The 22,346-nt window shown below is 63.9% G+C and carries 15 protein-coding genes, 1 tRNA gene and 2 pseudogenes; 7 read left to right on the top strand and 11 right to left on the bottom strand.

Going from position 1 to position 22,346, the window contains the following annotated elements; translation table 11 throughout:
• Positions 1-404: 404 nt before the first annotated feature.
• Together XANALMUS060_RS15110 and XANALMUS060_RS15105 are read left to right on the top strand one after the other, a co-directional pair.
• On the top strand, positions 405-3,383 hold the full coding sequence (locus XANALMUS060_RS15110) for an exo 1,3/1,4-beta-D-glucan glucohydrolase (protein WP_235430533.1): 2,979 nt from the start codon (positions 405-407) through the stop codon (positions 3,381-3,383).
• 191 nt (positions 3,384-3,574) lie between these two features.
• Positions 3,575-5,137: a sodium/sugar symporter gene (locus tag XANALMUS060_RS15105; protein WP_045739147.1), complete on the top strand. Its 1,563-nt coding sequence runs from the start codon at positions 3,575-3,577 to the stop codon at positions 5,135-5,137.
• 22 nt (positions 5,138-5,159) lie between these two features.
• Here the strand turns inward: XANALMUS060_RS15105 and XANALMUS060_RS15100 are convergent, their stop codons facing one another.
• The 5 genes and pseudogenes from XANALMUS060_RS15100 to XANALMUS060_RS15080 form a co-directional block, all read right to left on the bottom strand.
• On the bottom strand, positions 5,160-6,584 hold the full coding sequence (locus XANALMUS060_RS15100) for a GGDEF domain-containing phosphodiesterase (protein ID WP_045739146.1): 1,425 nt from the start codon (positions 6,582-6,584) through the stop codon (positions 5,160-5,162).
• A gap of 70 nt (positions 6,585-6,654) precedes the next feature.
• Positions 6,655-7,308, bottom strand: a pseudogene (locus XANALMUS060_RS22200) (EAL domain-containing protein); the annotation flags it as partial.
• Positions 7,309-7,558: 250 nt separating this feature from the next.
• Positions 7,559-7,726, bottom strand: a pseudogene (locus tag XANALMUS060_RS23085) (hypothetical protein); the annotation flags it as partial.
• A 253-nt stretch (positions 7,727-7,979) separates the two neighbouring features.
• The gene (locus XANALMUS060_RS15085; RefSeq protein WP_045739143.1) at positions 7,980-8,540 is read right to left on the bottom strand and encodes a response regulator transcription factor; all 561 of its coding nucleotides are present in this window, start codon (positions 8,538-8,540) and stop codon (positions 7,980-7,982) included.
• The gene (locus XANALMUS060_RS15080; protein ID WP_045739142.1) at positions 8,537-9,760 is read right to left on the bottom strand and encodes an ATP-binding protein; all 1,224 of its coding nucleotides are present in this window, start codon (positions 9,758-9,760) and stop codon (positions 8,537-8,539) included. The genes XANALMUS060_RS15085 and XANALMUS060_RS15080 overlap by 4 nt, the downstream gene beginning before the upstream one ends.
• 126 nt (positions 9,761-9,886) lie before the next feature.
• Between XANALMUS060_RS15080 and ispG the strand changes: the two genes are divergently transcribed.
• Positions 9,887-11,152 (top strand): flavodoxin-dependent (E)-4-hydroxy-3-methylbut-2-enyl-diphosphate synthase, encoded by a 1,266-nt coding sequence (ispG, locus tag XANALMUS060_RS15075; protein ID WP_045739141.1) that lies wholly within the window; start codon positions 9,887-9,889, stop codon positions 11,150-11,152.
• Positions 11,153-11,399: 247 nt separating this feature from the next.
• Here ispG and XANALMUS060_RS15070 read toward each other — a convergent pair whose 3' ends face one another.
• From XANALMUS060_RS15070 to XANALMUS060_RS15045, 6 genes are all read right to left on the bottom strand, one after another.
• Entirely contained in the window at positions 11,400-12,269 is an 870-nt protein-coding gene (locus XANALMUS060_RS15070; protein WP_045728999.1) for a DMT family transporter, read from the bottom strand.
• A 32-nt stretch (positions 12,270-12,301) separates the two neighbouring features.
• Positions 12,302-13,342: a UDP-N-acetylmuramate dehydrogenase gene (gene murB, locus XANALMUS060_RS15065; protein ID WP_045739140.1), complete on the bottom strand. Its 1,041-nt coding sequence runs from the start codon at positions 13,340-13,342 to the stop codon at positions 12,302-12,304.
• Entirely contained in the window at positions 13,339-14,394 is a 1,056-nt protein-coding gene (locus XANALMUS060_RS15060; protein WP_045739139.1) for a quinone-dependent dihydroorotate dehydrogenase, read from the bottom strand. The genes murB and XANALMUS060_RS15060 overlap by 4 nt, the downstream gene beginning before the upstream one ends.
• 10 nt (positions 14,395-14,404) lie before the next feature.
• Positions 14,405-15,178, bottom strand: coding sequence for a class I SAM-dependent methyltransferase (locus tag XANALMUS060_RS15055; protein ID WP_045739138.1), 774 nt, complete (start codon positions 15,176-15,178; stop codon positions 14,405-14,407).
• A complete protein-coding gene (locus XANALMUS060_RS15050) occupies positions 15,175-15,477 on the bottom strand; it encodes a DUF4190 domain-containing protein (protein WP_045739137.1) in 303 nt (100 codons plus the stop codon). The genes XANALMUS060_RS15055 and XANALMUS060_RS15050 overlap by 4 nt, the downstream gene beginning before the upstream one ends.
• A gap of 71 nt (positions 15,478-15,548) precedes the next feature.
• Positions 15,549-17,081 carry an aldehyde dehydrogenase family protein gene (locus XANALMUS060_RS15045; RefSeq protein ID WP_045739136.1) on the bottom strand — a complete coding sequence of 511 codons (1,533 nt, stop codon included), beginning with the start codon at positions 17,079-17,081 and terminating at the stop codon, positions 15,549-15,551.
• Positions 17,082-17,305: 224 nt separating this feature from the next.
• On the opposite strand from XANALMUS060_RS15045, the gene XANALMUS060_RS15040 reads away from it, so the two are divergent.
• The 4 genes from XANALMUS060_RS15040 to XANALMUS060_RS15020 all read left to right on the top strand — a co-directional run bounded on the left by XANALMUS060_RS15040 (position 17,306) and on the right by XANALMUS060_RS15020 (position 22,067).
• Positions 17,306-17,382 (top strand) — tRNA-Arg (locus XANALMUS060_RS15040).
• Positions 17,383-17,828: 446 nt separating this feature from the next.
• Entirely contained in the window at positions 17,829-18,107 is a 279-nt protein-coding gene (locus XANALMUS060_RS15035; RefSeq protein ID WP_235430531.1) for a hypothetical protein, read from the top strand.
• Between the two features lie 493 nt (positions 18,108-18,600).
• Positions 18,601-21,102, top strand: a complete 2,502-nt coding sequence (gene thrA / locus XANALMUS060_RS15025) for a bifunctional aspartate kinase/homoserine dehydrogenase I (protein WP_045739133.1) — start codon at positions 18,601-18,603, stop codon at positions 21,100-21,102.
• A gap of 35 nt (positions 21,103-21,137) precedes the next feature.
• Positions 21,138-22,067: a homoserine kinase gene (locus XANALMUS060_RS15020; RefSeq protein WP_045739154.1), complete on the top strand. Its 930-nt coding sequence runs from the start codon at positions 21,138-21,140 to the stop codon at positions 22,065-22,067.
• Positions 22,068-22,346: the final 279 nt, after the last annotated feature.

Below are 22,346 nucleotides of genomic sequence, written 5' to 3'. Positions count from 1 at the left end.
TGGTGTAAAGACGCGTTGTGCGGAGACGAGGGATGCCGCATGCAGGCGTCGTCCTGCGTGGCCGGTCGGGTCGCTTCTGCACGCGTCTTCCTGTCCACGCTTCGCATCAGGCTGCATCGCACATGCGCGCAGTCTACAAATTCGACCATATTGCGACGCAACAAAACGCGGTTGCGATGGTGGCGCTGCCACCACGGTCACGCATGCTGGGGCGGCATAGAACAACCAAAGCTGGCCTCCCATCGCTATAGCGTCAGTCGATATCCAGCGACAACCACGGCATATCGCGTGGTCTGGTTGACATTCTCGGGGCGATTCGGGAAGCGTAGGCGCTGGTCGCGCATCGGCGGGTGGCGAGGCGCACATTCTTTGGTATGCGTTTGCCGTTCCTGGGAGAGAGTTGCTTGGATACACAGTTTGCCGGCGCGATCGCGCCGCTTCGTCATGCGTTGGCCGTTGCCGCTGGGTTGGGTCTGCTGGCCCTGGGGGCGGCGGCTGGCCGTTCTTCGGCTGCTGCTCCGGCAGCGGCTGTGACCACCGCGACGCCGACGATCCATCCGGCACTGTGGCCGTCGCCGGCCTGGCCGTTGCCGGAAGACCCGGCGTTGGAGGCGCGCCTGACCAAGCTGATGGCGCAGATGACGCTGGAGCAAAAGGTCGGACAGATCGTGCAGGGCGATATCGCCAGCATGACCCCGGAGGATGTGCGCAAATATCACATCGGCTCGGTGTTGGCCGGCGGCAACTCCGATCCCGGTGGCAAATACGACGCCAGTCCGGCGCAGTGGCTGGCGTTGGCCGATGCGTATTACAGCGCATCGATGGAAAAGACCGGTTCCGGTCCGGCGATCCCGATCATCTTCGGCATCGATGCCGTACATGGGCAGAGCAATATCGTCGGTGCCACGCTGTTCCCGCACAACATCGGTCTTGGCGCCACCCGCGACCCGGAGTTGATGCGCAAGATCGGTGAAGTCACCGCTGCCGAGACGCGCACCACCGGGATGGAGTGGACCTTCGCGCCGACCGTGGCGGTGCCGCAGGACGACCGCTGGGGCCGTACCTACGAGGGCTATTCGGAATCGCCGGAAGTGGTAGCCAGTTTTGCCGGCAAGATGGTCGAGGGCCTGCAAGGCGTTCCCGGTCAGCCGGGTTTCCTCGATGGCAGGCATGTGGTTTCGTCTGTGAAGCATTTTCTTGGCGATGGCGGCACTACCGACGGCAAGGATCAGGGCGATACCCGGGTCAGCGAGCAGCAGTTGCGCGATATTCATGGTGCTGGTTATCCGCCGGCGATTGCCGCCGGTGCGCAATCGGTGATGGCCTCGTTCAATAGTTTCAACGGGGTCAAGATGCACGGCAACAAGGTCATGTTGACTGACGTGCTGAAGGGGCAAATGCATTTCGGTGGTTTCGTGGTCGGCGACTGGAACGGCCATGCCCAGGTTCCCGGTTGCCGCAAGGACGATTGTCCGGCGGCGTTCAACGCCGGCGTGGACATGTTGATGGCACCTGACAGTTGGAAGGGCTACTACGACAGTGCGCTGAAGGCGGTGAAGTCCGGCGAGATTCCGATGGCGCGGCTGGACGACGCGGTGCGGCGGATCTTGCGTGTGAAGCTGCGGTTGGGTCTATTCGAGGCCGGCAAGCCGTCGCAGCGTCCGCTCGGCGGCAAGTTCGAACTGCTCGGCGCGCCCGCGCATCGTGCGGTGGCGCGTCAGGCGGTGCGCGAGTCACTGGTGTTGTTGAAGAACCAGAACCATCTGCTGCCGCTCAAGCCGCAGACACGGCTGCTGGTCGCTGGCGATGGCGCCGACGACATGGGCAAGCAATGCGGCGGTTGGACCCTGAATTGGCAGGGCACCGGCACCAAACGTGCCGATTATCCGCATGCTGCGACCATCTGGGAGGGATTGCGGGAACAGGTCCAGGCTGCCGGTGGCAGCGCCGAATTGGCAATCGACGGCAAGTACAAAGATAAGCCCGATGTCGCGGTGGTGGTATTTGGCGAAAATCCCTACGCCGAGTTCCAGGGCGACATCGCCACGCTGTTGTACAAGCCTGGCGACGACAGCGATCTGCAATTGATCAAAAAGCTCAAGGCCGATGGGATCCCGGTCGTGGCGGTGTTCCTGAGTGGACGTGCGTTGTGGGTGAACCGCGAGATCAACGCCGCCGATGCGTTCGTCGCCGCCTGGTTGCCTGGATCCGAAGGCGGCGGCATCGCCGATGTGTTGCTGCGCAAACCCGATGGGCAGGTGCAGAACGATTTCCACGGCAAACTCAGCTATTCCTGGCCGCGTTCGGCGGTACAGTACGCCAATAATGTCGGGCAGAAAAACTATAATCCCCAGTTCGCATTCGGCGCTGGTTTGACCTATGCCGACAAGGGCGATCTGAATCGTCTATCCGAGGTCTCCGGCGTGTCCGGCGCGCAGGCGGTAGGCGGGGTGTACTTGGAACGCGGCAAGCCGGCGGCGGGCATTAACCTGATTCTGCAGGGCGCCACGCAGGCCAATCTGCCGGCGGCGACAATGCCGGCGGCGCTGGCCGATGGCACGCTGAAGGTCACCGCGATCGACTACAAAGCGCAGGAAGACGCACGTCGTTTCGTGTGGTCGGGTAAGGGCAAGGCGGCGTTGGCGCTGGTGCTGCCCAAGACGTTGGATGTCTCGCGCGAGAGCAATGGCGATCTGCAATTAATTTTGACCATGAAGGTGGAAAACTATAATCCCCAGTTCGCATTCGGCGCTGGTTTGACCTATGCCGACAAGGGCGATCTGAATCGTCTATCCGAGGTCTCCGGCGTGTCCGGCGCGCAGGCGGTAGGCGGGGTGTACTTGGAACGCGGCAAGCCGGCGGCGGGCATTAACCTGATTCTGCAGGGCGCCACGCAGGCCAATCTGCCGGCGGCGACAATGCCGGCGGCGCTGGCCGATGGCACGCTGAAGGTCACCGCGATCGACTACAAAGCGCAGGAAGACGCACGTCGTTTCGTGTGGTCGGGTAAGGGCAAGGCGGCGTTGGCGCTGGTGCTGCCCAAGACGTTGGATGTCTCGCGCGAGAGCAATGGCGATCTGCAATTAATTTTGACCATGAAGGTGGATGCGCTGCCGGCCGGCAGCACCAGCATCGGAGTCAATTGTGGTCATGGCTGTGCGGCGCAGGTGCCATGGAACAAGGCGTTGGCCGATTGGCCCAAAGGCGAATGGCACACGCTGGGAGTACCGCTGAAGTGCTTCGCGGTCGCCGGTGCGGACCTCGCCAAACTCGAGCGGCTGCCGGTGATCGAGAGCGATGCTGCGTTGGATCTTTCGGTCTCGCGGATCGCGCTGGGTTCCAGCAACGACGCACAACGCGTGCTTGATTGTCCGCTGCGTTGAGTGGTGTATCTGTGGTGCTGGCATGCACGCGCAGCCTGGCCGGACACGAACATCGTCGCATTTCCGACGATGTTCGCTGCGTGCGATGCGGCCGGGCAGGGTGAGATAGAGGTGATATTAATGGCGCGCTGCCCGAGCGGGTGGCGTCGTATTCAACGATGCGACAGGGCCGAGGCTCGTAGGAGAACGCCATGGGTTTGGCGAAGTTGGATGTAGCGATCGTGGTGGTGTACCTGGTGAGCATCTTCGCCCTGGCACAGTGGGTGTCGCGGGAGAAAGGCGGTCATAAAAAGAGTGCTGAGGATTATTTTCTGGCCGGTAAGACCTTGCCATGGTGGGCGATTGGCGCCTCGTTGATCGCAGCCAACATTTCCGCCGAGCAGATCATCGGCATGGCCGGCTCAGGTTATGCGATTGGTCTGGCAATTGCTTCCTACGAATGGATGGCGGCGCTGACCTTGTTGATCGTCGGCAAGTTCTTCCTGCCGGTGTTTCTACGCAACGGCATCTACACCATGCCGCAGTTTTTGGAACAACGCTACGGCAAGTGGGTCCGCACGCTGATGGCGGTGTTCTGGTTGCTGCTGTACGTGTTCGTCAACCTGACCTCGATTTTGTGGTTGGGGTCGATTGCGGTGAGCCAGATCACGGGCATGGATCAGACTCTGGCGCTGGTCATGATCGGTATGTTCGCTCTGGTCTATCAGTTGTACGGTGGCCTCAAGGCGGTGGCGTTGACCGACATTGTGCAGGTCACCTTGCTGGTACTGGGTGGTTTGCTGGTCGCTGGGCTGACCTTGTCGCGTATCGGCGATGGTACCGGCGTGTTGGCCGGCTTCAAGCATCTATGGAGCGCGCATCCGGAGCATTTCCACATGATCCTGTCCAGGGACAATCCCTTCTACAAAGATCTGCCAGGCTTGAGCGTGCTGTTCGGCGGAATGTGGGTGATGAATATCAGCTACTGGGGTTTCAATCAGTACATCATCCAGCGCGCATTGGCGGCGCAGAACATCGGCGAAGCGCAGAAAGGCATCGTGTTCGCCGCCTTTCTGAAGCTGCTGATGCCGCTGGTGGTGGTGGTGCCGGGCATTGCTGCGGTGATGCTCGCGCCGACGCTGGGCAAACCCGACCAAGCTTATCCGACCATGATGCAACTGTTGCCCAGTGGCATGCTCGGCTTGGTGTTCGCCGCGTTGGTGGCGGCGATCGTGGCCTCGTTGGCATCGAAGATCAATTCGGTGGCGACCATCTTCACCCTGGATTTCTACGCCAAGTTCCGCCCGCAGGCCCAGCAGAAACGTTTGGTGCGCGTTGGCCGCGTTGCCGCCGTGTCGTCAGTGTTGATCGGCATTCTCGCCGCGCGCCCGCTATTGGGTAATTTCGACCAGGGTTTCCAGTTCATCCAGGAATTTACTGGCTTTTTCACCCCCGGCGTGGTGGTGATCTTCATGCTCGGCTTATTCTGGAAGCGCGCCAACGAAGCCGGTGCGCTGAGCGCGGCGGTCGGTTCGGTCCTGCTGTCGGTCGTGTTGAAAAAACTGTGGCCGGAGCTGCCGTTCATGGACCGCATCGGGCTGGTGTTCGTGCTGTCGTTGCTCTCGGCGGTGCTGGTGTCGCTGCTGACTCCCCAGGCATCGGTACGCGACCTGATCCGTACCGACGACGTGTGCTATGCCACCACGTCCGGCTTCAAGCTCGGCGCCGCCGTGGTAATCGCGATTCTGATTGCGCTCTATGCGGTGTTCTGGTGAGTGCCGCCGGGCTGCGGCGCGTTTACGCGCCGTGCCACGGTGTTGCCAGCCACGCGTCCAGCGCATCGGCTGGCATTGGCTTGGCGATCCAGTAACCCTGGGCTTCGTCACAGCCCCAGTCGCGTAGCATCTTGTACACGGCTTCGCTTTCGATGCCCTCGGCGACGACCTGCTGGCCGAAGTCGTGGCCGAGACGAATCATTGCTGGCACCAGGACGCTGTCGCTGCGGCTCGCGGGCAATGTGCGGATGAACGATTGGTCGATCTTCAGCGCGTCGGCGGGGATACTCTTGAGGTAGCCGAGGTTGCTGTAGCCCGTGCCGAAGTCGTCGATGGCGATTTTTACTCCGAGTGCGCTGATCTCTTGCAGTTGTTCGGCGACCCGTTGCGGATCGCGGATCATCGCGCTTTCGGTGAATTCGATTTCGATGGCGCCCGGTGCAATTGCATGTTGTGCCAGCAGGCTGCGCAGGTTGGTGATGAAATCCGCTTGCTCCAGATCCACCGCCGAGACGTTCAACGACACGGCGAAGCGATGTCCACGCTGTTGCCACAGCGCAGCTTGGGCGATACCGGTTTGCAGCACCCAGGCGGTGATCTGCGGCATCAACGCGGTTTTTTCTGCCAGTGGAATGAAGTTGTTGGGCGCGACCGCCCCCAACAGTGGATGCTCCCAACGCAGTAGCGCTTCCACTCCGATGCAGGCACCGGTGTGCATGCTCACCCGCGGTTGGTAGTGCAGGCTTAGTTGGCCTTGTGCGCTCAGCGCTTCCGGGAGCGCGGCCAGAATTCGGAATGCGCTGCGCTGGCTGGCGTCATGGCTGAGTTCGTACAGGCTCCAGCGCAAGCCGCGCTGGCGTGCCATATCCACGGCGGTCGTCAGCGAGCGCAGGGTATGGTTGGCGCTCAATCCGCCGTCCAGGTATACCGCGCCGAGCGAAGGAGTCGCCACGTGCGGGATGCCCTGGTGGTCGATCGCCAAGGTGAAGGCGTCGCAGACGTGATCGCACCATTGCGCCAGTTTGTCCTCGTCGCTGCCTTCGATCACGAACACGAACGTGGTGGTGTCGATACGATAGAGCGGTATCCCATTCAGTGCCTGCACCAGCCGGTCGCGTGAGCACAGCAGGTAGCCTTCGGCGTATTCCCATCCCAGCGCCTTGACCATCTCGCGGAAATACTTGGTTCCGCACACGTCCACGGCCACTGCGGTGTTGTGCTGCTGCGTGCCCTGTAGCGAAAGCCACATGGTCAGGTCTTCGTTGAAGCGCAGACGGTTGGGCAGTTGGGTGAGCGGGTCGATGAATCCGGCGTTGCGCAGGGCGTCGATGCGGATCATCAGGATGTCGCGCAGGTTTTCCAGGGTCTTGCGCGATGCCTCGTCGAAATCCTGGCGCGGTTCGGTGTCGACCACGCACAACGCGCCCAGGTTGGCGCCGTCTTTCATCGGCGAAGCGATGTCCACGCTGTTGCCACAGCGCAGCTTGGGCGATACCGGTTTGCAGCACCCAGGCGGTGATCTGCGGCATCAACGCGGTTTTTTCTGCCAGTGGAATGAAGTTGTTGGGCGCGACCGCCCCCAACAGTGGATGCTCCCAACGCAGTAGCGCTTCCACTCCGATGCAGGCACCGGTGTGCATGCTCACCCGCGGTTGGTAGTGCAGGCTTAGTTGGCCTTGTGCGCTCAGCGCTTCCGGGAGCGCGGCCAGAATTCGGAATGCGCTGCGCTGGCTGGCGTCATGGCTGAGTTCGTACAGGCTCCAGCGCAAGCCGCGCTGGCGTGCCATATCCACGGCGGTCGTCAGCGAGCGCAGGGTATGGTTGGCGCTCAATCCGCCGTCCAGGTATACCGCGCCGAGCGAAGGAGTCGCCACGTGCGGGATGCCCTGGTGGTCGATCGCCAAGGTGAAGGCGTCGCAGACGTGATCGCACCATTGCGCCAGTTTGTCCTCGTCGCTGCCTTCGATCACGAACACGAACGTGGTGGTGTCGATACGATAGAGCGGTATCCCATTCAGTGCCTGCACCAGCCGGTCGCGTGAGCACAGCAGGTAGCCTTCGGCGTATTCCCATCCCAGCGCCTTGACCATCTCGCGGAAATACTTGGTTCCGCACACGTCCACGGCCACTGCGGTGTTGTGCTGCTGCGTGCCCTGTAGCGAAAGCCACATGGTCAGGTCTTCGTTGAAGCGCAGACGGTTGGGCAGTTGGGTGAGCGGGTCGATGAATCCGGCGTTGCGCAGGGCGTCGATGCGGATCATCAGGATGTCGCGCAGGTTTTCCAGGGTCTTGCGCGATGCCTCGTCGAAATCCTGGCGCGGTTCGGTGTCGACCACGCACAACGCGCCCAGGTTGGCGCCGTCTTTCATCAGCCAGCAGCGGAGCGCCGGCATAAAAACGCACGAATGGTGGGCCGGTCACCAGTGCGCTGTCGCGAAAGCGCGGATCTTCCCGCGCATCGAGCACCACCAGCAGTTCCGTACTCTGGATCGTATATGCGCAAAACGCCTGGCTGCGCGGGGTTTCTGTGGTGTCCACACCGATCTTGGACTTGAACCACTGGCGCTGCTCGTCGACCAGCGACACCATCGCGATTGGCACATTCAGGTAACGTGCGGCCAATTGCGTGATCAGATCGAAGACGAGGTCCGCCGGGGTGTCCAGCAGGCAGAGTTGCTGCAGGACATTCAGTCTTGTTGGTTCGTCCAGCAGCGTGGGGGGAGTCAGTGTCGACATGCTGAGTTAGCGGCCTTGGGGGAGGGGGCTTGAGGAGTGATGGAGGGGGATGGGAGGCAGCATTCATGCCAGGCGCTGGAGCGCCGACGCGGCGGAGCGCATGCTTTCAGTGCGGCGGATCACGTTTGGGGCTGGGGCGCTTGGCGAGTTTGCGTTGCAACGAGCGGCGGTGCATGCCGAGCAGGCGTGCGGCGGCGGAGACGTTACCGCCGGTTTCGTGCATGGCCTGCTGTATGTGTTCCCACTGCAGGCGGCTCAGCGGGGTCATGGCATCAGGCACATCGTCGCTATCCTCGCTGTCATCGGCTTCCAGGCCGAGCGCGCGCAGGATCATCGGCACGGTTGCCGGTTTGGGTAGATAGTCGTCGGCGCCGAGTTTGATCGCTTCCACCGCAGTGGCGATGCTGGCGTAACCGGTGACCAGCAGGATAAGCATATCGGCGCGGATCGCGCGTAACGGCTGAATGAGCGCCAGGCCGGATTCGTCGCCGAGTTTGAGGTCGATCAGCGCGTAATCCGGCTGGCTGGCCGTGGCCAGCGTCAATGCCGTGACAGTGCTGTCGGCGGTGTGGGTTTCCAGGCCTCGGCGTGCCAGGGTGCGTTGCAGAGTGCGCAGATACAACGGATCGTCGTCGACCAGCAGGCCCAGTGGGGTGTCAGTGGTCATGCGGAGGTCTCCAGAGTGAGCAGTGGCAGGCGAAATCCGACCCGGGTGCCGTGACCGGAAGCGGGCTGTGTCCACAGTTCCCCGCCCAGACGCTCGATGGTCGCATGAGACAGTGCCAAGCCTACGCCCATGCTGTCGGGTTTGCCGCTACGAAATAGAGTGGCCGGCAGTCCGACCTGGTTGGCGTCGAAGCCGCCACCATAGTCGCGTACCTCGCCGATCAATTCGCTGCCGGTGACGTGTACGTTCAGGTCCACGCGTGGCTGACCGGCGCGTTCGCCGGCGTCGGCGGCGTTGTTCAGTAGTACCTGCAACAAGTGGCCGATTGCGCTTTCCATGCGCAGTTGTAAAGGCGCATCGTCGTTGCGGTGCAGTTGCACGGTCGGTCGCACCAGTTGCCATTGATGCAGGACGTGCGCCAGGGAGATCATACCTGCGCCCGCGCGCTGTGCCGGCGCCGCCAGTGCCAGCACCCGTTCTCGGCACTGCACCAGCAGTTGCCGCAGCGTGTCCAAATCCTCGCGCAACTCTGGCTGCGTGCTCTGTTCGGCGATATCGTCGGTGAGCAGGGTCATGGTCGCCAGCGGCGTGTTCAATTCGTGCGCGACCGACGCGGCATGGGTGGCCAAGGCGACGATGCCCTCGTTGCGGGTAAAACGCTCGCGCAACAGCGCCAGTTCGCGTTCGCGCGCGCGCATGGCCATCGCCAGACGGGTGGAAAACACCAGCACCACGACGGTAGACAACAGGAAGTTGGCGGCCATTCCCCAGCGTTGCAGGTCCAGCGCCTGATACGGACCGCGCGGCAGTGGCAGCCCGAACAGCGCGCTGACCGCGTAGCCGCTCATGCAGGCCACTGCCACCGCCAAGGCCCAGCGCAGTGGCAGGGCCAGGGCCGCCAGTGCGATCAACACCAGGAACAGGGAGCCGAAGGCGTTGCCGATCCCTCCGCTCCAGCTGACCATCCAGGTCAGTACGGTGACATCCACCAGAATATGGCCGAACGCGGTGGCTGGGGTGGCCGCGGCGGTATGGCGCAGGCGTAACTGTGCATACAGGTTGAACAGCGCCAGCACGGCGACGCCGGCCCACAGCGGCGCCTGCGGCAACAGCAAGCCCATTGGCCAGGTTGCCAGGAGGATCGTCGCGGCCTGCCCGGCGGTGGCAAGCCAGCGTAGGCTGCACAGGGTGCGCAGGAAGGAAGCGTCGGTGGAGTCCATGCCGCGTATCGTATGCGTCGGGAGCGGGGCGGCTTGTGATTACCGGTTCCGGTGCGTGCCGTTTGGCTGAATCGCCGACATCTTGGGAATGGGGCACCACCCGGCCTTGCAGGCTAAAATGCGGCAATGTCCGACACTGCCAGCCGTTCCGCCCCTCTCGCCGACGCCGCGCCCGGCCCGCGTCGTCTCACCCAGCCGGTGCGTATCGGCGGCGTCACCATGGGCGCTGGCGCGCCGGTCGTGGTGCAGTCGATGACCAATACCGACACCGCCGATGTGGCCGCTTCGGTCAAACAGGTGGCGGAGTTGTGGCGTGCCGGCTCGGAGCTGGTGCGGTTGACGGTCAACAATCCCGAGTCGGCTGCAGCGATTCCGCGTATCGTCGATAAGCTGCGGATGATGGGTGTGGAGGTGCCGTTGATCGGCGACTTCCACTACAACGGTCACCAGTTGCTGGCCGCAGAGCCGGCCTGCGCGCAGGCTCTGGCCAAGTACCGGATCAACCCCGGCAATGTCGGCTTCGGCAAGAAGAAAGACACTCAGTTCGCCCAATTGATCGAATTCGCACTGAAATACGATAAGCCGGTGCGTATCGGCGCCAACTGGGGCTCGCTCGATCAGGCGCTGGCGGCGCAATTGATGGACGAGAACTCGCACCGCGCGGTGCCTTGGGATGCCGCGCGGGTGCTGCGCGAGGCGCTGATCCGTTCGGCGCTGGATTCGGCCGAGCGCGCGGTTGAGCTGGGCATGGGCCGCGACCGCATCGTGCTCAGTTGCAAGGTCAGCGGGGTGCAGGAATTGATCGCGGTATACCGCGATCTGGCGCAGCGTTCGGATTTCGCTCTGCACCTGGGCTTGACCGAGGCCGGCATCGGTAGCAAGGGTATCGTGGCCTCCAGCGCGGCACTGGCGGTCCTGCTGCAGGAAGGTATCGGCGACACCATCCGCATCTCGTTGACCCCGGAGCCGGGGCAGTCGCGCACGCAGGAGGTGATCGTCGCCCAGGAGCTGCTGCAAACCACCGGTCAGCGCGCTTTCACGCCGCTGGTCACCGCCTGCCCGGGCTGTGGTCGCACCACCTCCGAGTTCTTCCAGGAACTGGCCAAAGTGGTGCAGAACCATGTGCGCGCGAAAATGCCGGAATGGAAGATTCAGCATCCTGGCGCTGAGAACATGACCCTGGCGGTGATGGGCTGCGTGGTCAACGGGCCGGGCGAATCGCGCCATGCCAATATCGGTATTTCCTTGCCCGGTACCGGCGAGGCGCCAGCGGCACCGGTGTTCATCGACGGAGAAAAAACCGTCACCTTGCGTGGCGAGAACATCGCCCAAGAGTTCGTTGCGTTGATCGACGATTATGTCGAGCGCACTTATCTGCGTCGGGCTCGGTGAATCCCTTGTCGGGAACGCCGCCAGTGCGTGTCATTGGCGGCGCAAGTTGCTCGGCGTGCACGTTGCACATCGCATTTTTTAGCGCGCTTTTTTGCTCGATGTCGTCTGCCTAAGCGGGCGCTTTTCATCCCGTTGATAGGCGGCGATCGGTTGACTATCCGCGCTGCAGGTCGCCTTGGCCTGTGCGCGGTTGGAGTCGCCAACAACATGTCGGCGATGTCTGTTGCGATCTGTGCCGCGAAGTGGGCTAGGCGTCGAGCGTGTCCGTGGCGCTCTTTTGCTGATTTGCCGCGCGCCGCGCCAGCAGCGCTTCGCGATGGGCGATATACGCGTTGGCGGCGAGGATGATCGCCGCGCCGAGCACTGTCCAGCGATCCGGCGACTCGCCGAACAGCCACCAGCCGAACAGCGTCACCAGCGGCAACTGGATGAAGCTGATCGGGATCAGGGCCGAGACCTCGCCCAAGCGTAGCGCGCGTGTCCATAGCAGTTGCCCCAAGGTGCCGAACAGGCCGGTTGCCAGTAGCCACAACCAGGCGATGCCATGCGGCCACTGCCAGGCGAACAGCGCTGGCAGTAGCGACATCGGCAGCCAGAACGCGTAGGTGTAGAACACGACGGTGTTGGCGCTATCGACCCGCGTCAGTTGCTTGATCTGGATGGCGACCAACGCACTCATCAGCGCGGCCAACACCGCGACCAGGGTGCCTGCGCTGAAACTGGTGGCGCCAGGGCGAACGATCATCAGCACCCCGATGAAGCCGCACAGCACCGCCAGCCAGCGACGCAGGCGCACGATCTCGCCCAGCCACAGCGCCGCGGCCAGGGTGACGAACAAGGGGCTGGAATAGGAGAGGGCGATCGCCTGCGATAACGGGAGGTGACCAATCGCCCAGAACCCGGCCAGCATCGATACCAGCCCGATCGCCGTGCGCAACAGGTAGCGTGGCAACTGCGTCGTGCGCGGCAGCGGCTGGCCTGGACGCACTAGCATCGGCAGCAGAAACAGCAGGCCGAACAGGTTGCGGAAGAAGGCGATTTCCACTGTTGCTAGCTGCGCCGATGCTAACCGGATGGCAACCACCATCAGCCCGAAGTTCATCGTGCTGAGCAGCATCAAGACGGCCGCGCGCAGCGGTGTGGGCACGCTTACCACTGTGCGCCGACGATGCGCGGTTCCGGTTCCAGGATGACCCCGAAACGTTCGCGTACTGAAGCGGAGATGCGCCGCGCCAGCGCCAACAATTCCGTCCCGCTGGCCTGTCCATGGTTGACCAGCACCAGCGCATGCGCGGCGGACACCGCGGCATCGCCGTCGCGATGGCCTTTCCAGCCGCAGGCCTCGATCAACCAGGCGGCCGAGAGCTTGCGCTGCATCTGCTCGTCGCAGGGGAACACCGGAAGATCCGGGTGCGCGTGCTGCAGCGCCTGTACCTGCTCCAGCGGCAGCAACGGATTCTTGAAGAAGCTACCGGCGTTGCCGAGGACGTCCGGGTCGGGCAGCTTGCGCCGACGCAGGTTGATGACCGCTTGGGCCACGTCGGGCGCGCTCGGCGTGGTAATGCCCAGCGCCTCCAGTTCCTCGGCGATGCCGGCGTAGTCCATGCGCAGCGCATGCAGGCGCGGTAGTCTGAATTCCACCGCGACGATCAAATAACGATCGGGCTGGCGCTTGAACAGACTGTCGCGGTAGCCGAATTCGCATGCCGCCGCGTCCAGTCGCACGAACCGCGCATCGGCACGGTCGTAGGCTTCCACGACGTGGATGAACTCTTCGACCTGTGCGCCGTAAGCACCGATATTCTGGATGGGGGCGGCACCGACCGTGCCGGGGATCAAGGCGAGATTTTCCAGGCCGGACAGACCCTGCGCCAGCGACCACACCACCAACTCGTGCCAGCCCATGCCAGCGCCGACGCGGACGATGGCGTAATCCACGCGATGTTCCAGTGTGTCGATGTTGCGGTTGCAGAACGACAACACCACGCCGGGGGCATCGCCAGCGAACAGCACGTTGCTGCCGCTGCCCAGCGGCAACAGCGTCGCGCCGCACAGTTGCGGTGCCAGCAGCGCTTCCGGCAACGCCTCGGGGGCGAAGATCTGCAGCAGCCATGGAGCCTGCGCGGTAACGTGGAAGGTGTTGAGCGCCTGCAACGGCGCGTTGGCGGTGAGCGACCAGGTTTTGCTCATGGCGTGGTCACCGATCCAGGGCTGGGTGCTTCGCGGCGTCGGCGTATCGCTTCGACGCATTCGCCGATCAATTCCGGTCCGCGGAATACGAGCCCGCTGTAGCACTGCACCAGTGCCGCGCCGGCGGCCATCTTGGCCGCGGCGTCGGCTCCGCAGAGGATCCCGCCGACCCCGATCAGCGGGATCGCCTCGGGCAGGCGTGCGCGCAGCCGGCGCTGCACCAGTGTCGATTGTTCCATCAGCGGCGCCCCGGACAGGCCGCCGCTTTCGCCGCCGAGCGGGGCGTGTTCCAGGCCCGGCCGGGTGATGGTGGTGTTGGTGGCGATCACTCCGTCCACCTGCAGATCCGACAAGACGCGCGCTGCCGCATCGATATCTCGGTCGCTCAGGTCCGGGGCCACCTTCACCAGCATCGGCACGCGTCTGCCATGGCGCGCGCCCAGTGTTTCCTGTGCCTCGCGCAGCCGTGCGACCAGGTGTCGCAGCGCTTGTTCTTCCTGCAATTCGCGTAAGCCGGCAGTGTTGGGCGAGGAGATGTTGATCGTGACGTAGTCGGCTAACGCATAGACCTTTTCCAGGCAATGCAGGTAGTCGTTCACGGCCTCCTCGTTCGGTGTGTCCTTGTTCTTGCCGATGTTGATCCCGAGCAGGCCGCGCTGGCGGCGCGCGCGCGCGACGTTGCGCACCAAAGCGTCCACGCCGAGGTTGTTGAAGCCCAGGCGATTGATGACCGCCTGCTGCTGCGGTAGGCGGAACATGCGCGGTTTGGGATTGCCAGCCTGCGGCCGTGGGGTGATGGTGCCGACCTCGACGAAACCAAAGCCCAGCGCCAGCAGCGCATCGATGTGCTCGCCGTTTTTGTCCAGGCCCGCGGCCAACCCGACCGGATTGGGAAACGTCAGACCGAAGGCTTGCGTGGGCATCGGCATGATCGCTGGCGCCAACAGGGGGTTGGTGCCGGTGCGATAGGCCAGTTCGAGCGCGCGTAAGCCGAGGGAATGGGCGCGCTCGGCATCGAGGGCGAATAGAAACGGTCGAGCAAGGGAATACATGGTGATGTGGTCAGTTCAGCGTTCCGGCAAAAGCGCGGGTGTGGTAATGAATGTCGACCGTGCCGTCGGCCTGGTGCTGGTCGAACAGCGCGCGCAGCGCTTCCAGCATCGGCGCATGGCGCGGGTGTCCGGGAAGTGGCGCATACGAGGACGACAGCAGCCGCCCGCGCAGGAAGTCGAAATCCAGACGTTGCAGGTTGGGGAACTGTGCACTGTCGCGCAAGCCGGCACCGAACCAACGGTGCATTGTCGCATCGTCCGGGTGGCGTTCTGAGACCGCGCTGTAGTCGGTGCCGTAGTCGAGCAGCAGTTGTTCGTAGCCTTGTAGAAACGGCGTGGCGTCGAGCAGGCGGGTGTTCCAATACACCAGTGTCAGCCCGCCTGGACGCAGCACCCGTGCCCATTCGCGGCGCACGGCCACTGGGTCGAACCAGTGGAACGCCTGCGCGGCGCTGATCAGGTCGATGCTGGCGTCGGCCAGGGTGGTGGCCTCGGCGCTGCCGTCGATGACGCGGAATCCCGGGGTGTCGTGCAGCATGGTCTCGGCGGCGCGACGCATCGCCGCGTTCGGCTCCACGGCCAGGGTGGGGTGCCCGGCACGCAGGAACATGCGGCTGGAGATGCCGGTGCCTGCGCCGATATCGGCCACCAGTGCCGTCGGTGCCACGCCTAGCGCGCCGTGCACCCAGGCCATCAGCGCCGGTGGGTAATCCGGACGATAGCGCACGTAGTCCTCGACCCGGTTGCTGAAGCGATGTTGTGGCGCGGCGGCGTCGATGCTCATGCATGTGTGCTCGCGAACCAGGCTAACCCGCCTAAGAAAAGCCCGCTGAATAAAATCATGGTCAGCACGGCCAGCAGCGCGATGATCCCGAGCGCCACCGCTGTCCATCCCAGCACCAGTCCACCCACTGCCAGGCCGTCACCCTCAAAACGCTGCGGATCGCGGCGGATTTCCGCGCGCGCCATGTGTCCGGTGACGATCGCGCTCAGGCTGCCGAGCAGCGGCAAGAAGGTCCAACCGAGGATACCGGCGACCAGACTGACGACGGCGAGTGAATTGGTTTCGCGTATCTGACTCATCGGTGTTGCTCCTTGCATGTATGGACGGGATGGGAGGGTGTTCGTGAACTAAGAGAGCGAGGTTCGCGCGGTCACAGGTCGAATTTGATGCCCTGTGCCAGTGGCAGTGAATCGGAATAATTGATGGTGTTGGTCTGCCGGCGCATGTACACCTTCCAGGCGTCCGAGCCGGACTCGCGGCCGCCGCCGGTGTCCTTCTCGCCACCGAAGGCGCCGCCGATCTCGGCGCCGGAAGTGCCGATGTTGACGTTGGCGATGCCGCAGTCGCTGCCGGCCGCAGACAGAAAGGTCTCCGCCGCTTTCAGGTTCTGGGTGAAGATCGAGGAGGACAGCCCCTGCGGCACGCCGTTCTGCATCTCGATGGCTTCTTCGAGGGTGGTGTATTTCATCACGTACAGGATCGGCGCGAAGGTTTCCTGCTGCACGATGGCGTCGCTGTTCTTCAGCCCGCTGACGATTGTCGGCAGGACAAAGTTGCCCGGGCGCTCCAGCGCGATGCCGCCGGTCTCGATGGTGCCACCGGCGGCTTTGGCCTTGGCGATTGACGTCAGGAATTGTTCGACCGCGCCGCGGCTGTTCAACGGCCCCATCAGATTCGCCGGGTCGGTGGGGTCGCCGATCTTGCCTTCGACCTGTTTGTACGCCTTGACCAGCGTCGCCAGGACAGCGTCGTAAATGGAAGCATGCACGATCAATCGGCGTGTGCTGGTACAGCGCTGGCCCGCGGTGCCGACCGCGCCGAAGACGATGGCGGGGATCGCCAGCTTCAAGTCGGCGCTTTCCTCGAGAATGATCGCGTTGTTGCCGCCCAGCTCCAGCAGGCAGCGGCCCAGCCGCCGCGCGCAGGTCTCGGCGACGCGACGTCCGATCTGGGTGGAGCCGGTGAAGCTGATGAGGGGGATGCGGGTATCCTCGACCAGACGCTCGGCCAGCGCCGTGCCGGCGTCGTTGATCAGGAAGAAGATGTCCGGGAAGCCGGCAGCGTGCAGCGCCGCGTTGCAGATCTTCATCGCGGCGATTGCGGTCAGCGGGGTTTTATTGGAGGGTTTCCAGATGCAGATGTCGCCGCAGATCGCCGCCAGGAACGCATTCCAGCTCCACACCGCAACCGGGAAGTTGAACGCGCTGATGATGCCGACCAACCCCAGCGGTTGGTACTGCTCGTACATACGGTGGCCAGGACGCTCCGAATGCAGCGTGTAGCCGTAGAGCATGCGGCTCTGCCCGACCGCGAAGTCGGCGATGTCGATCATCTCCTGCACTTCGCCGTCGCCTTCGGGCTTGCTCTTGCCCATCTCCAGCGCGACCAGCGACCCCAGCGCATCCTTGTGCGCGCGCAGCGCCTCGCCGCACAGTCGCACCGCCTCGCCACGACGCGGTGCCGGCGTACTGCGCCACAGCTTGAATGCCGCTTGCGCGCGGGCGATCACGGTCTCGTAGTCCGCGTCCGTGGTGGCCTGAACCTCGGCGATGAGCGCATTGCTGGATGGATTCAGCGGTTGCAGTACGCCCGCGCCGGTGGCGCTGGACCACTCGCCGTTGCCCAGATAGGTGCCAGCATTGGATGCGGCCAGACCAAGCGCCTTCAGCAAATCAGCGGACATGGAATCTCCTGGAAATCGAGGCGACAGGGACGGCGACCGTGAGCGTGTGGGCGCAGGGTGTGACCAATCCGTCATTTTAGCAGACTGGGCTTGCCCGCCCTGTTTTAGCTTTCCTGGCCTGCGGCACGTAAAAAAAATCGCATCCGTTACAATGGGCGACAGCCGGGATTGGCGTTAGCGCAGAAATAGCACAGTGCTACCGATAGATGCCCGGAAAGCCTTATGGCCCCGTAGCTCAGCTGGATAGAGCGGTCCCCTCCTAAGGGACAGGTCGTGCGTTCAAATCGCGCCGGGGTCACCATTTTTTTCGTGTGGTTTTCCTGCTCTGTGTGGTGGTGCCACCCCAATGCGGCGGGGGTTGTCGCACTGCGCGCATGGCATCGCATGCGCAGATGCGTGCGTGTCGTTGGCTGGTCATGCCGCAGCCACCGCGATAACGCCAATTACACCTTGTGCAGACGCGCTCTGAGCATCGCTTTACCTATCCTGCGCGTGTCCGCCAAGTGCAGCGCCGCAACGCATTGGCATGCGATCGCGCGTCGCTTCGATCATGGTGGACAACACGATGCGCGGGTCGACTGCCGCTACGTGTGCCGCAGACGCCTTGCCTGCTCGACATGGCCAGGACATGGCAAATACCGCCGATGCCTCGGTGGTCGCGGCTTCGGCGAGGAGTGCGTCTGGCCATATCGGCCATTCCCGTGCGAGCCTCCAATCACGTGTACGAATGCGAAGCAGGAGTCACTCATGAGCAGAATATTGAAAACGCTAATGATCGGTTCGATTCTGGCGGCCTCGGTCGCCTGCCACCGCGATGACGGTACGCCCGCTCCAGACCAGGGCACGGCGCCGCCGTCTGCCACCGCCGATGGCAGTCAGGCCAGCGGCAGCAGTGGAGAGCCCTCGGGCAAATCCAGCGGAACCGACGCGGGTCAGGCAGCGATGCAGCACCAGAATGCGACCCAGAACGGTATGCATCCTACTGATCCGCAGCAACCGCCGCCGACGGATCACCAGCAGCATTGACGCCTATCGCGTCATCCCGGCTGTATCACCCTCACCATGCGTGCACCCCATGCCGGGACGGCTCGGCATGGGGTGCGTGCGTGTACAGGTGCATGACCTGCGGTCCGCACGCCATACCTGCGGTGGCCGTGCGGTGTCGGCCGGGCATTCGCGTAGTCGACGAACGATAGTCGCTTTTGCAACCGTTTCGCTCGGCTGGATGTGACGTGCAGCAGGGTAATGACGCATGGCTTGACAGCGCCCCGGCGCATGATGTCCTCTTGTCGGCAATGCCTATGGTCTGCGCTCACATCGTCGCTTTGATCCCGCGTTTGCTTCGGCACGCGGCAGGGCACGGTGTCGGCATTACCATGGGGATTACCACCCACACCATTGATCCGGTGCGGTCCGTCGTCTTCGCCTAACTGTCGAACACCACGGCCCCGCACCCGGATCAGGATGCGGGGAAATTCCGCAGCCTGAGGCGAGCGGGGCCTCCACTCCGAGGTCTCCCATGTCGTCCGCCGCCGTCCCGTCTGTCCCAGCACCTGCGCTCGCCGCGCATACCGTCGTCCATAAATTCGGTGGCTCCTCGGTGGCCGATGCCGAGTGCTATCGCCATGTCGCGCAACTGTTGCTGGCGCGCGAGGAGGGCCTACAGATCACGGTGGTGTCGGCGATGAAGGGTGTCACCGATGCCCTGATTGAGCTGGCGGAACTGGCCGTGCGCGAAAACGCCGACTGGCGCGAGCGCTGGCACCAGACCCGTGCCCGGCATCGCGCCGCCGCCGTGGCGCTGCTCGGTGAACTCGCTGGCGCCACGGTGGAATGGTTGGACGCGCGTTTCGAACACCTGTCCGAGATCCTCGCCGCGTTGGCGGTGATCGGCGAACTGCCGCGCGAAGTGTTGGAGCGGGTCCAGGGCCTGGGTGAGGTGTATTCGGCGCAATTGCTCGGCGAGCATCTGCGCGCGCTTGGAGAGGACTGCGCGATCCTGGATGCGCGCGAGGTGCTGGTGGTCGATCGCGGCGAACTCGGCGTGGACGTGGACTGGGACGCAAGCGCGCAGCGTCTGGCGCAGTGGCGCGCGCAGCATCCACAGCAGCGTATCGTGGTCACCGGCTTCGTCGCGCGCGACCGCGCCGGACGCATCGCCACGCTTGGCCGTAACGGGAGCGATTATTCCGGAGCGATCTTCGCCGCCTTGTTCGATGCCGACGAGTTGCACATCTGGACCGATGTCGACGGTGTGCTCTCGGCCGATCCGCGCGTGGTGCCCGAAGCGGTGCAACTGGAAACCCTCAGCTACGACGAGGCCTGCGAACTGGCCTACTTCGGCGCCAAGGTGGTGCATCCGCAGACCATGTCGCCGGCGATCGAGCGCGGCCTGCCGATCATCATTCGCAATACCTTCCAGCCAGAACACCCGGGGACGCGGATTACCGCCAGCAGCGCCACCAGCGGACCGATCAAGGGCCTTACGCTGAGTCCGGACCTGGCCGTGCTCAATCTCGAAGGCACCGGCCTGATCGGTGTGCCCGGTACCGCCGAGCGCGTGTTCGCCGCGCTGCGCAATGCACGGGTATCGGTGGTGATGATCTCGCAGGGATCCTCCGAGCATTCGATCTGCTGCGTGGTGCGGCAGCACGAGGCCGAACGCGCGCGCAGTGCCGTACTGTCGGCCTTTGCTCATGAACTGGCGGTAGGGCAGGTGCAACGTGTGCAGCTCACGACCGGGATCAGTGTGCTGGCGGCGGTCGGCGACGGCATGACCGGGCAACCGGGTGTGGCCGCACGTCTGTTCGAATCGCTGGGCCGTGCCCAGGTCAATATCCGCGCCATCGCGCAGGGCTCGTCGGAGCGCAATATTTCCGTGGCCATCGATAGCGCACACGCGACCAAGGCGCTGCGCGCCGCGCATGCGGGCTTCTGGTTGTCGCCGCAGACGTTTTCGGTCGGTGTGATCGGCCCGGGTAATGTCGGCGCCGCGCTGCTCGATCAATTGCACGCGGCGCAGCCGCAACTGTTGGCCAAGGCCAATCTCGACTTGCGCCTGCGCGCGATTGCCTCGCGCAGCGCGATGCGGCTGGAAGCGCGCGCCTTCGCCGGCGATTGGCGCCAGGCGCTGGCGACCGGCAAGCAACCCACCGATCTGGATGCGTTCACCGCGCACCTGCTGTCGGCGCATCTGCCGCATGTGGTCATCATCGATTGCAGTGGCAGTGCCGACGTGGCCGATCGCTACACCGACTGGCTGGCTGCCGGTATCCATGTCGTGACACCGAACAAGCAGGCGGGCGCCGGCCCACTGGCGCGCTTTCACGCGATCCGCGCTGCCGCCCAGAGCAGTGGTGCGCGCTTCCGCTACGAGGCCACGGTTGGCGCCGGCTTGCCGGTCATCACCACGTTGCGCGATCTGGTCGATACCGGCGACGAAGTCACCGCGATCGAGGGCATCTTTTCCGGCACGCTTGCCTGGCTGTTCAACAAATACGATGGCAGCGTGCCGTTCTCGCAGTTGGTCAGCCAAGCGCGCGGCATGGGCTACACCGAGCCGGATCCGCGCGATGACCTATCCGGCACCGACGTGGCGCGCAAGTTGGTGATCCTGGCGCGCGAGGCCGGGCATGCGTTGAGCCTGGAGGAGGTGGCGGTGGAGAGCCTGGTGCCCGAAGCACTGCGTCAGGCCAGTGTGGAGGATTTCATGGCCCGTTTGCACGAAGTGGATGCGGCGTTCGCGCAGCGCTTGCAGGCGGCCCGGACGCGCGGCTGCGTGCTGCGCTACGTGGCGCAACTGGCGCCGGGACGCACGCCCAGCGTTGGCCTGGTGGAACTGCCGGCCGATCATGCCTTCGCCAATCTGCGCTTGACCGACAACGTGGTCCAGTTCACCACCCGCCGCTATTGCGCCAATCCATTGGTGGTGCAGGGCCCTGGCGCCGGTCCGGAAGTCACCGCTGCGGGCGTGTTCGCCGACCTGCTGCGGGTGGCGGCGGGCGAGGGCGCGCGTCTGTGAGCAACGTGAAAACCGATCAGCCAGGTGCTGCGAAGATGGACAACATGCCGCAACAGGCACGCGCTTTCGCCCCGGCCTCGGTGGCCAATGTGGCGGTGGGCTTCGACCTGCTGGGCTATGCGTTGGAGGGTGTCGGCGATACGGTCAGCGTGCGTCGTATCGCCGCTCCCGAGGTGCGCATCGCCGCGATCCGTGGCACCAATGCGCTGTTGCCGCTGGAGGCCACGCGCAATACCGCCGGTGTGGCGTTGATCGCGCTGCGCGAGGCGCTGAGTTTGCCATTCGGGTTCGAGTTGGAGATCGACAAGGGCATTCCGCTCAGCTCCGGCATGGGCGGCTCGGCGGCGTCGTGCGTTGCGGCGTTGGTGGCGGCCAATGCGTTGTTGGATGAGTCCTTGTCGCGGGACCAGCTCTATCAGTACGCGCTCGATGGCGAGGCCGTGGCCAGCGGTAGTCGGCATGGCGACAATCTGGGACCGATGTTCCTCGGTGGTTTGGTGCTGTCCACCTTGCAACGGATGGTGCCGGTACCGGTGGCGACGGGATGGTACAGCTTGCTGGTGCATCCGGATGCCGTGTTGGAGACCCGCCGCGCCCGCGCCGCGTTGGCTGGCGACTACCAACTCGGCGAATTCGTCGCGCAAAGTGCCAATCTGGCGCTGGTACTGGCCGGCTGTCATGCCGGCGACGTGGCGCTGGTACGCGCTGGCTTGCACGATACGCTGATCGAACCGCGTCGCGCGCCGTTGATCGTCGGCTTCGATGCAGCCAAGGCTGCCGCGTTGGCTGCCGGTGCGATGGGCGCGGGCATTTCCGGTGCTGGTCCGAGCGTATTCGCCTGGTTCGCCACTCGTGCCGAGGCAGAGGCGGCGGCACCGGCAGTGCAGGCGGCATTTGCTGTGGCCGGTTTCGAGAGTCAGCATTGGGTATCGCCGTTGAATTGCCAGGGTGCCAGACTGTTGTAGCCCGTGCGTGCCTACGGTGCCTTTACGCCTGTCTTTTGGCGGCATTGGCTCCCGAGTAAAAACAGGCCGCCTGACGTGAAGGCGGCTGCAACGTCACCATGCGCCTGACGGCGTTGCGTCGGCAGACCGGTGCTGCTTGGCAGGCGCCGTGTCGTTGCGTGGTTTCCGCATTGAGAATGCGCCTAGAGCGTGTTATGAACTTTGGATTAGAGACGTGGCATTTCCAAGCATGAGGATGGAGAAGACGACGAAGTGGAGTCCAGCCAGGGTTTCCGGAAG

This window comes from Xanthomonas sp. MUS 060, from assembly GCF_000963215.1.
Lineage (GTDB): Bacteria > Pseudomonadota > Gammaproteobacteria > Xanthomonadales > Xanthomonadaceae > Xanthomonas_A.
Note: the sequence above shows the minus strand (reverse complement) of the source record. Positions and strands in the feature narration are given on the sequence as shown.

Coding starts and splice junctions, on each gene's coding strand:
- XANALMUS060_RS15105 (WP_045739147.1), top strand. CDS start 3,575: ATGGGTTTGGCGAAGTTGGATGTAGCGATCGTGGTGGTGTACCTGGTG.
- XANALMUS060_RS15100 (WP_045739146.1), bottom strand. CDS start 6,584: ATGAAAGACGGCGCCAACCTGGGCGCGTTGTGCGTGGTCGACACCGAA.
- XANALMUS060_RS15085 (WP_045739143.1), bottom strand. CDS start 8,540: ATGACCACTGACACCCCACTGGGCCTGCTGGTCGACGACGATCCGTTG.
- XANALMUS060_RS15080 (WP_045739142.1), bottom strand. CDS start 9,760: ATGGACTCCACCGACGCTTCCTTCCTGCGCACCCTGTGCAGCCTACGC.
- ispG (WP_045739141.1), top strand. CDS start 9,887: ATGTCCGACACTGCCAGCCGTTCCGCCCCTCTCGCCGACGCCGCGCCC.
- XANALMUS060_RS15070 (WP_045728999.1), bottom strand. CDS start 12,269: ATGCTGCTCAGCACGATGAACTTCGGGCTGATGGTGGTTGCCATCCGG.
- murB (WP_045739140.1), bottom strand. CDS start 13,342: ATGAGCAAAACCTGGTCGCTCACCGCCAACGCGCCGTTGCAGGCGCTC.
- XANALMUS060_RS15060 (WP_045739139.1), bottom strand. CDS start 14,394: ATGTATTCCCTTGCTCGACCGTTTCTATTCGCCCTCGATGCCGAGCGC.
- XANALMUS060_RS15055 (WP_045739138.1), bottom strand. CDS start 15,178: ATGAGCATCGACGCCGCCGCGCCACAACATCGCTTCAGCAACCGGGTC.
- XANALMUS060_RS15050 (WP_045739137.1), bottom strand. CDS start 15,477: ATGAGTCAGATACGCGAAACCAATTCACTCGCCGTCGTCAGTCTGGTC.
- XANALMUS060_RS15045 (WP_045739136.1), bottom strand. CDS start 17,081: ATGTCCGCTGATTTGCTGAAGGCGCTTGGTCTGGCCGCATCCAATGCT.
- XANALMUS060_RS15035 (WP_235430531.1), top strand. CDS start 17,829: ATGAGCAGAATATTGAAAACGCTAATGATCGGTTCGATTCTGGCGGCC.
- thrA (WP_045739133.1), top strand. CDS start 18,601: ATGTCGTCCGCCGCCGTCCCGTCTGTCCCAGCACCTGCGCTCGCCGCG.
- XANALMUS060_RS15020 (WP_045739154.1), top strand. CDS start 21,138: ATGGACAACATGCCGCAACAGGCACGCGCTTTCGCCCCGGCCTCGGTG.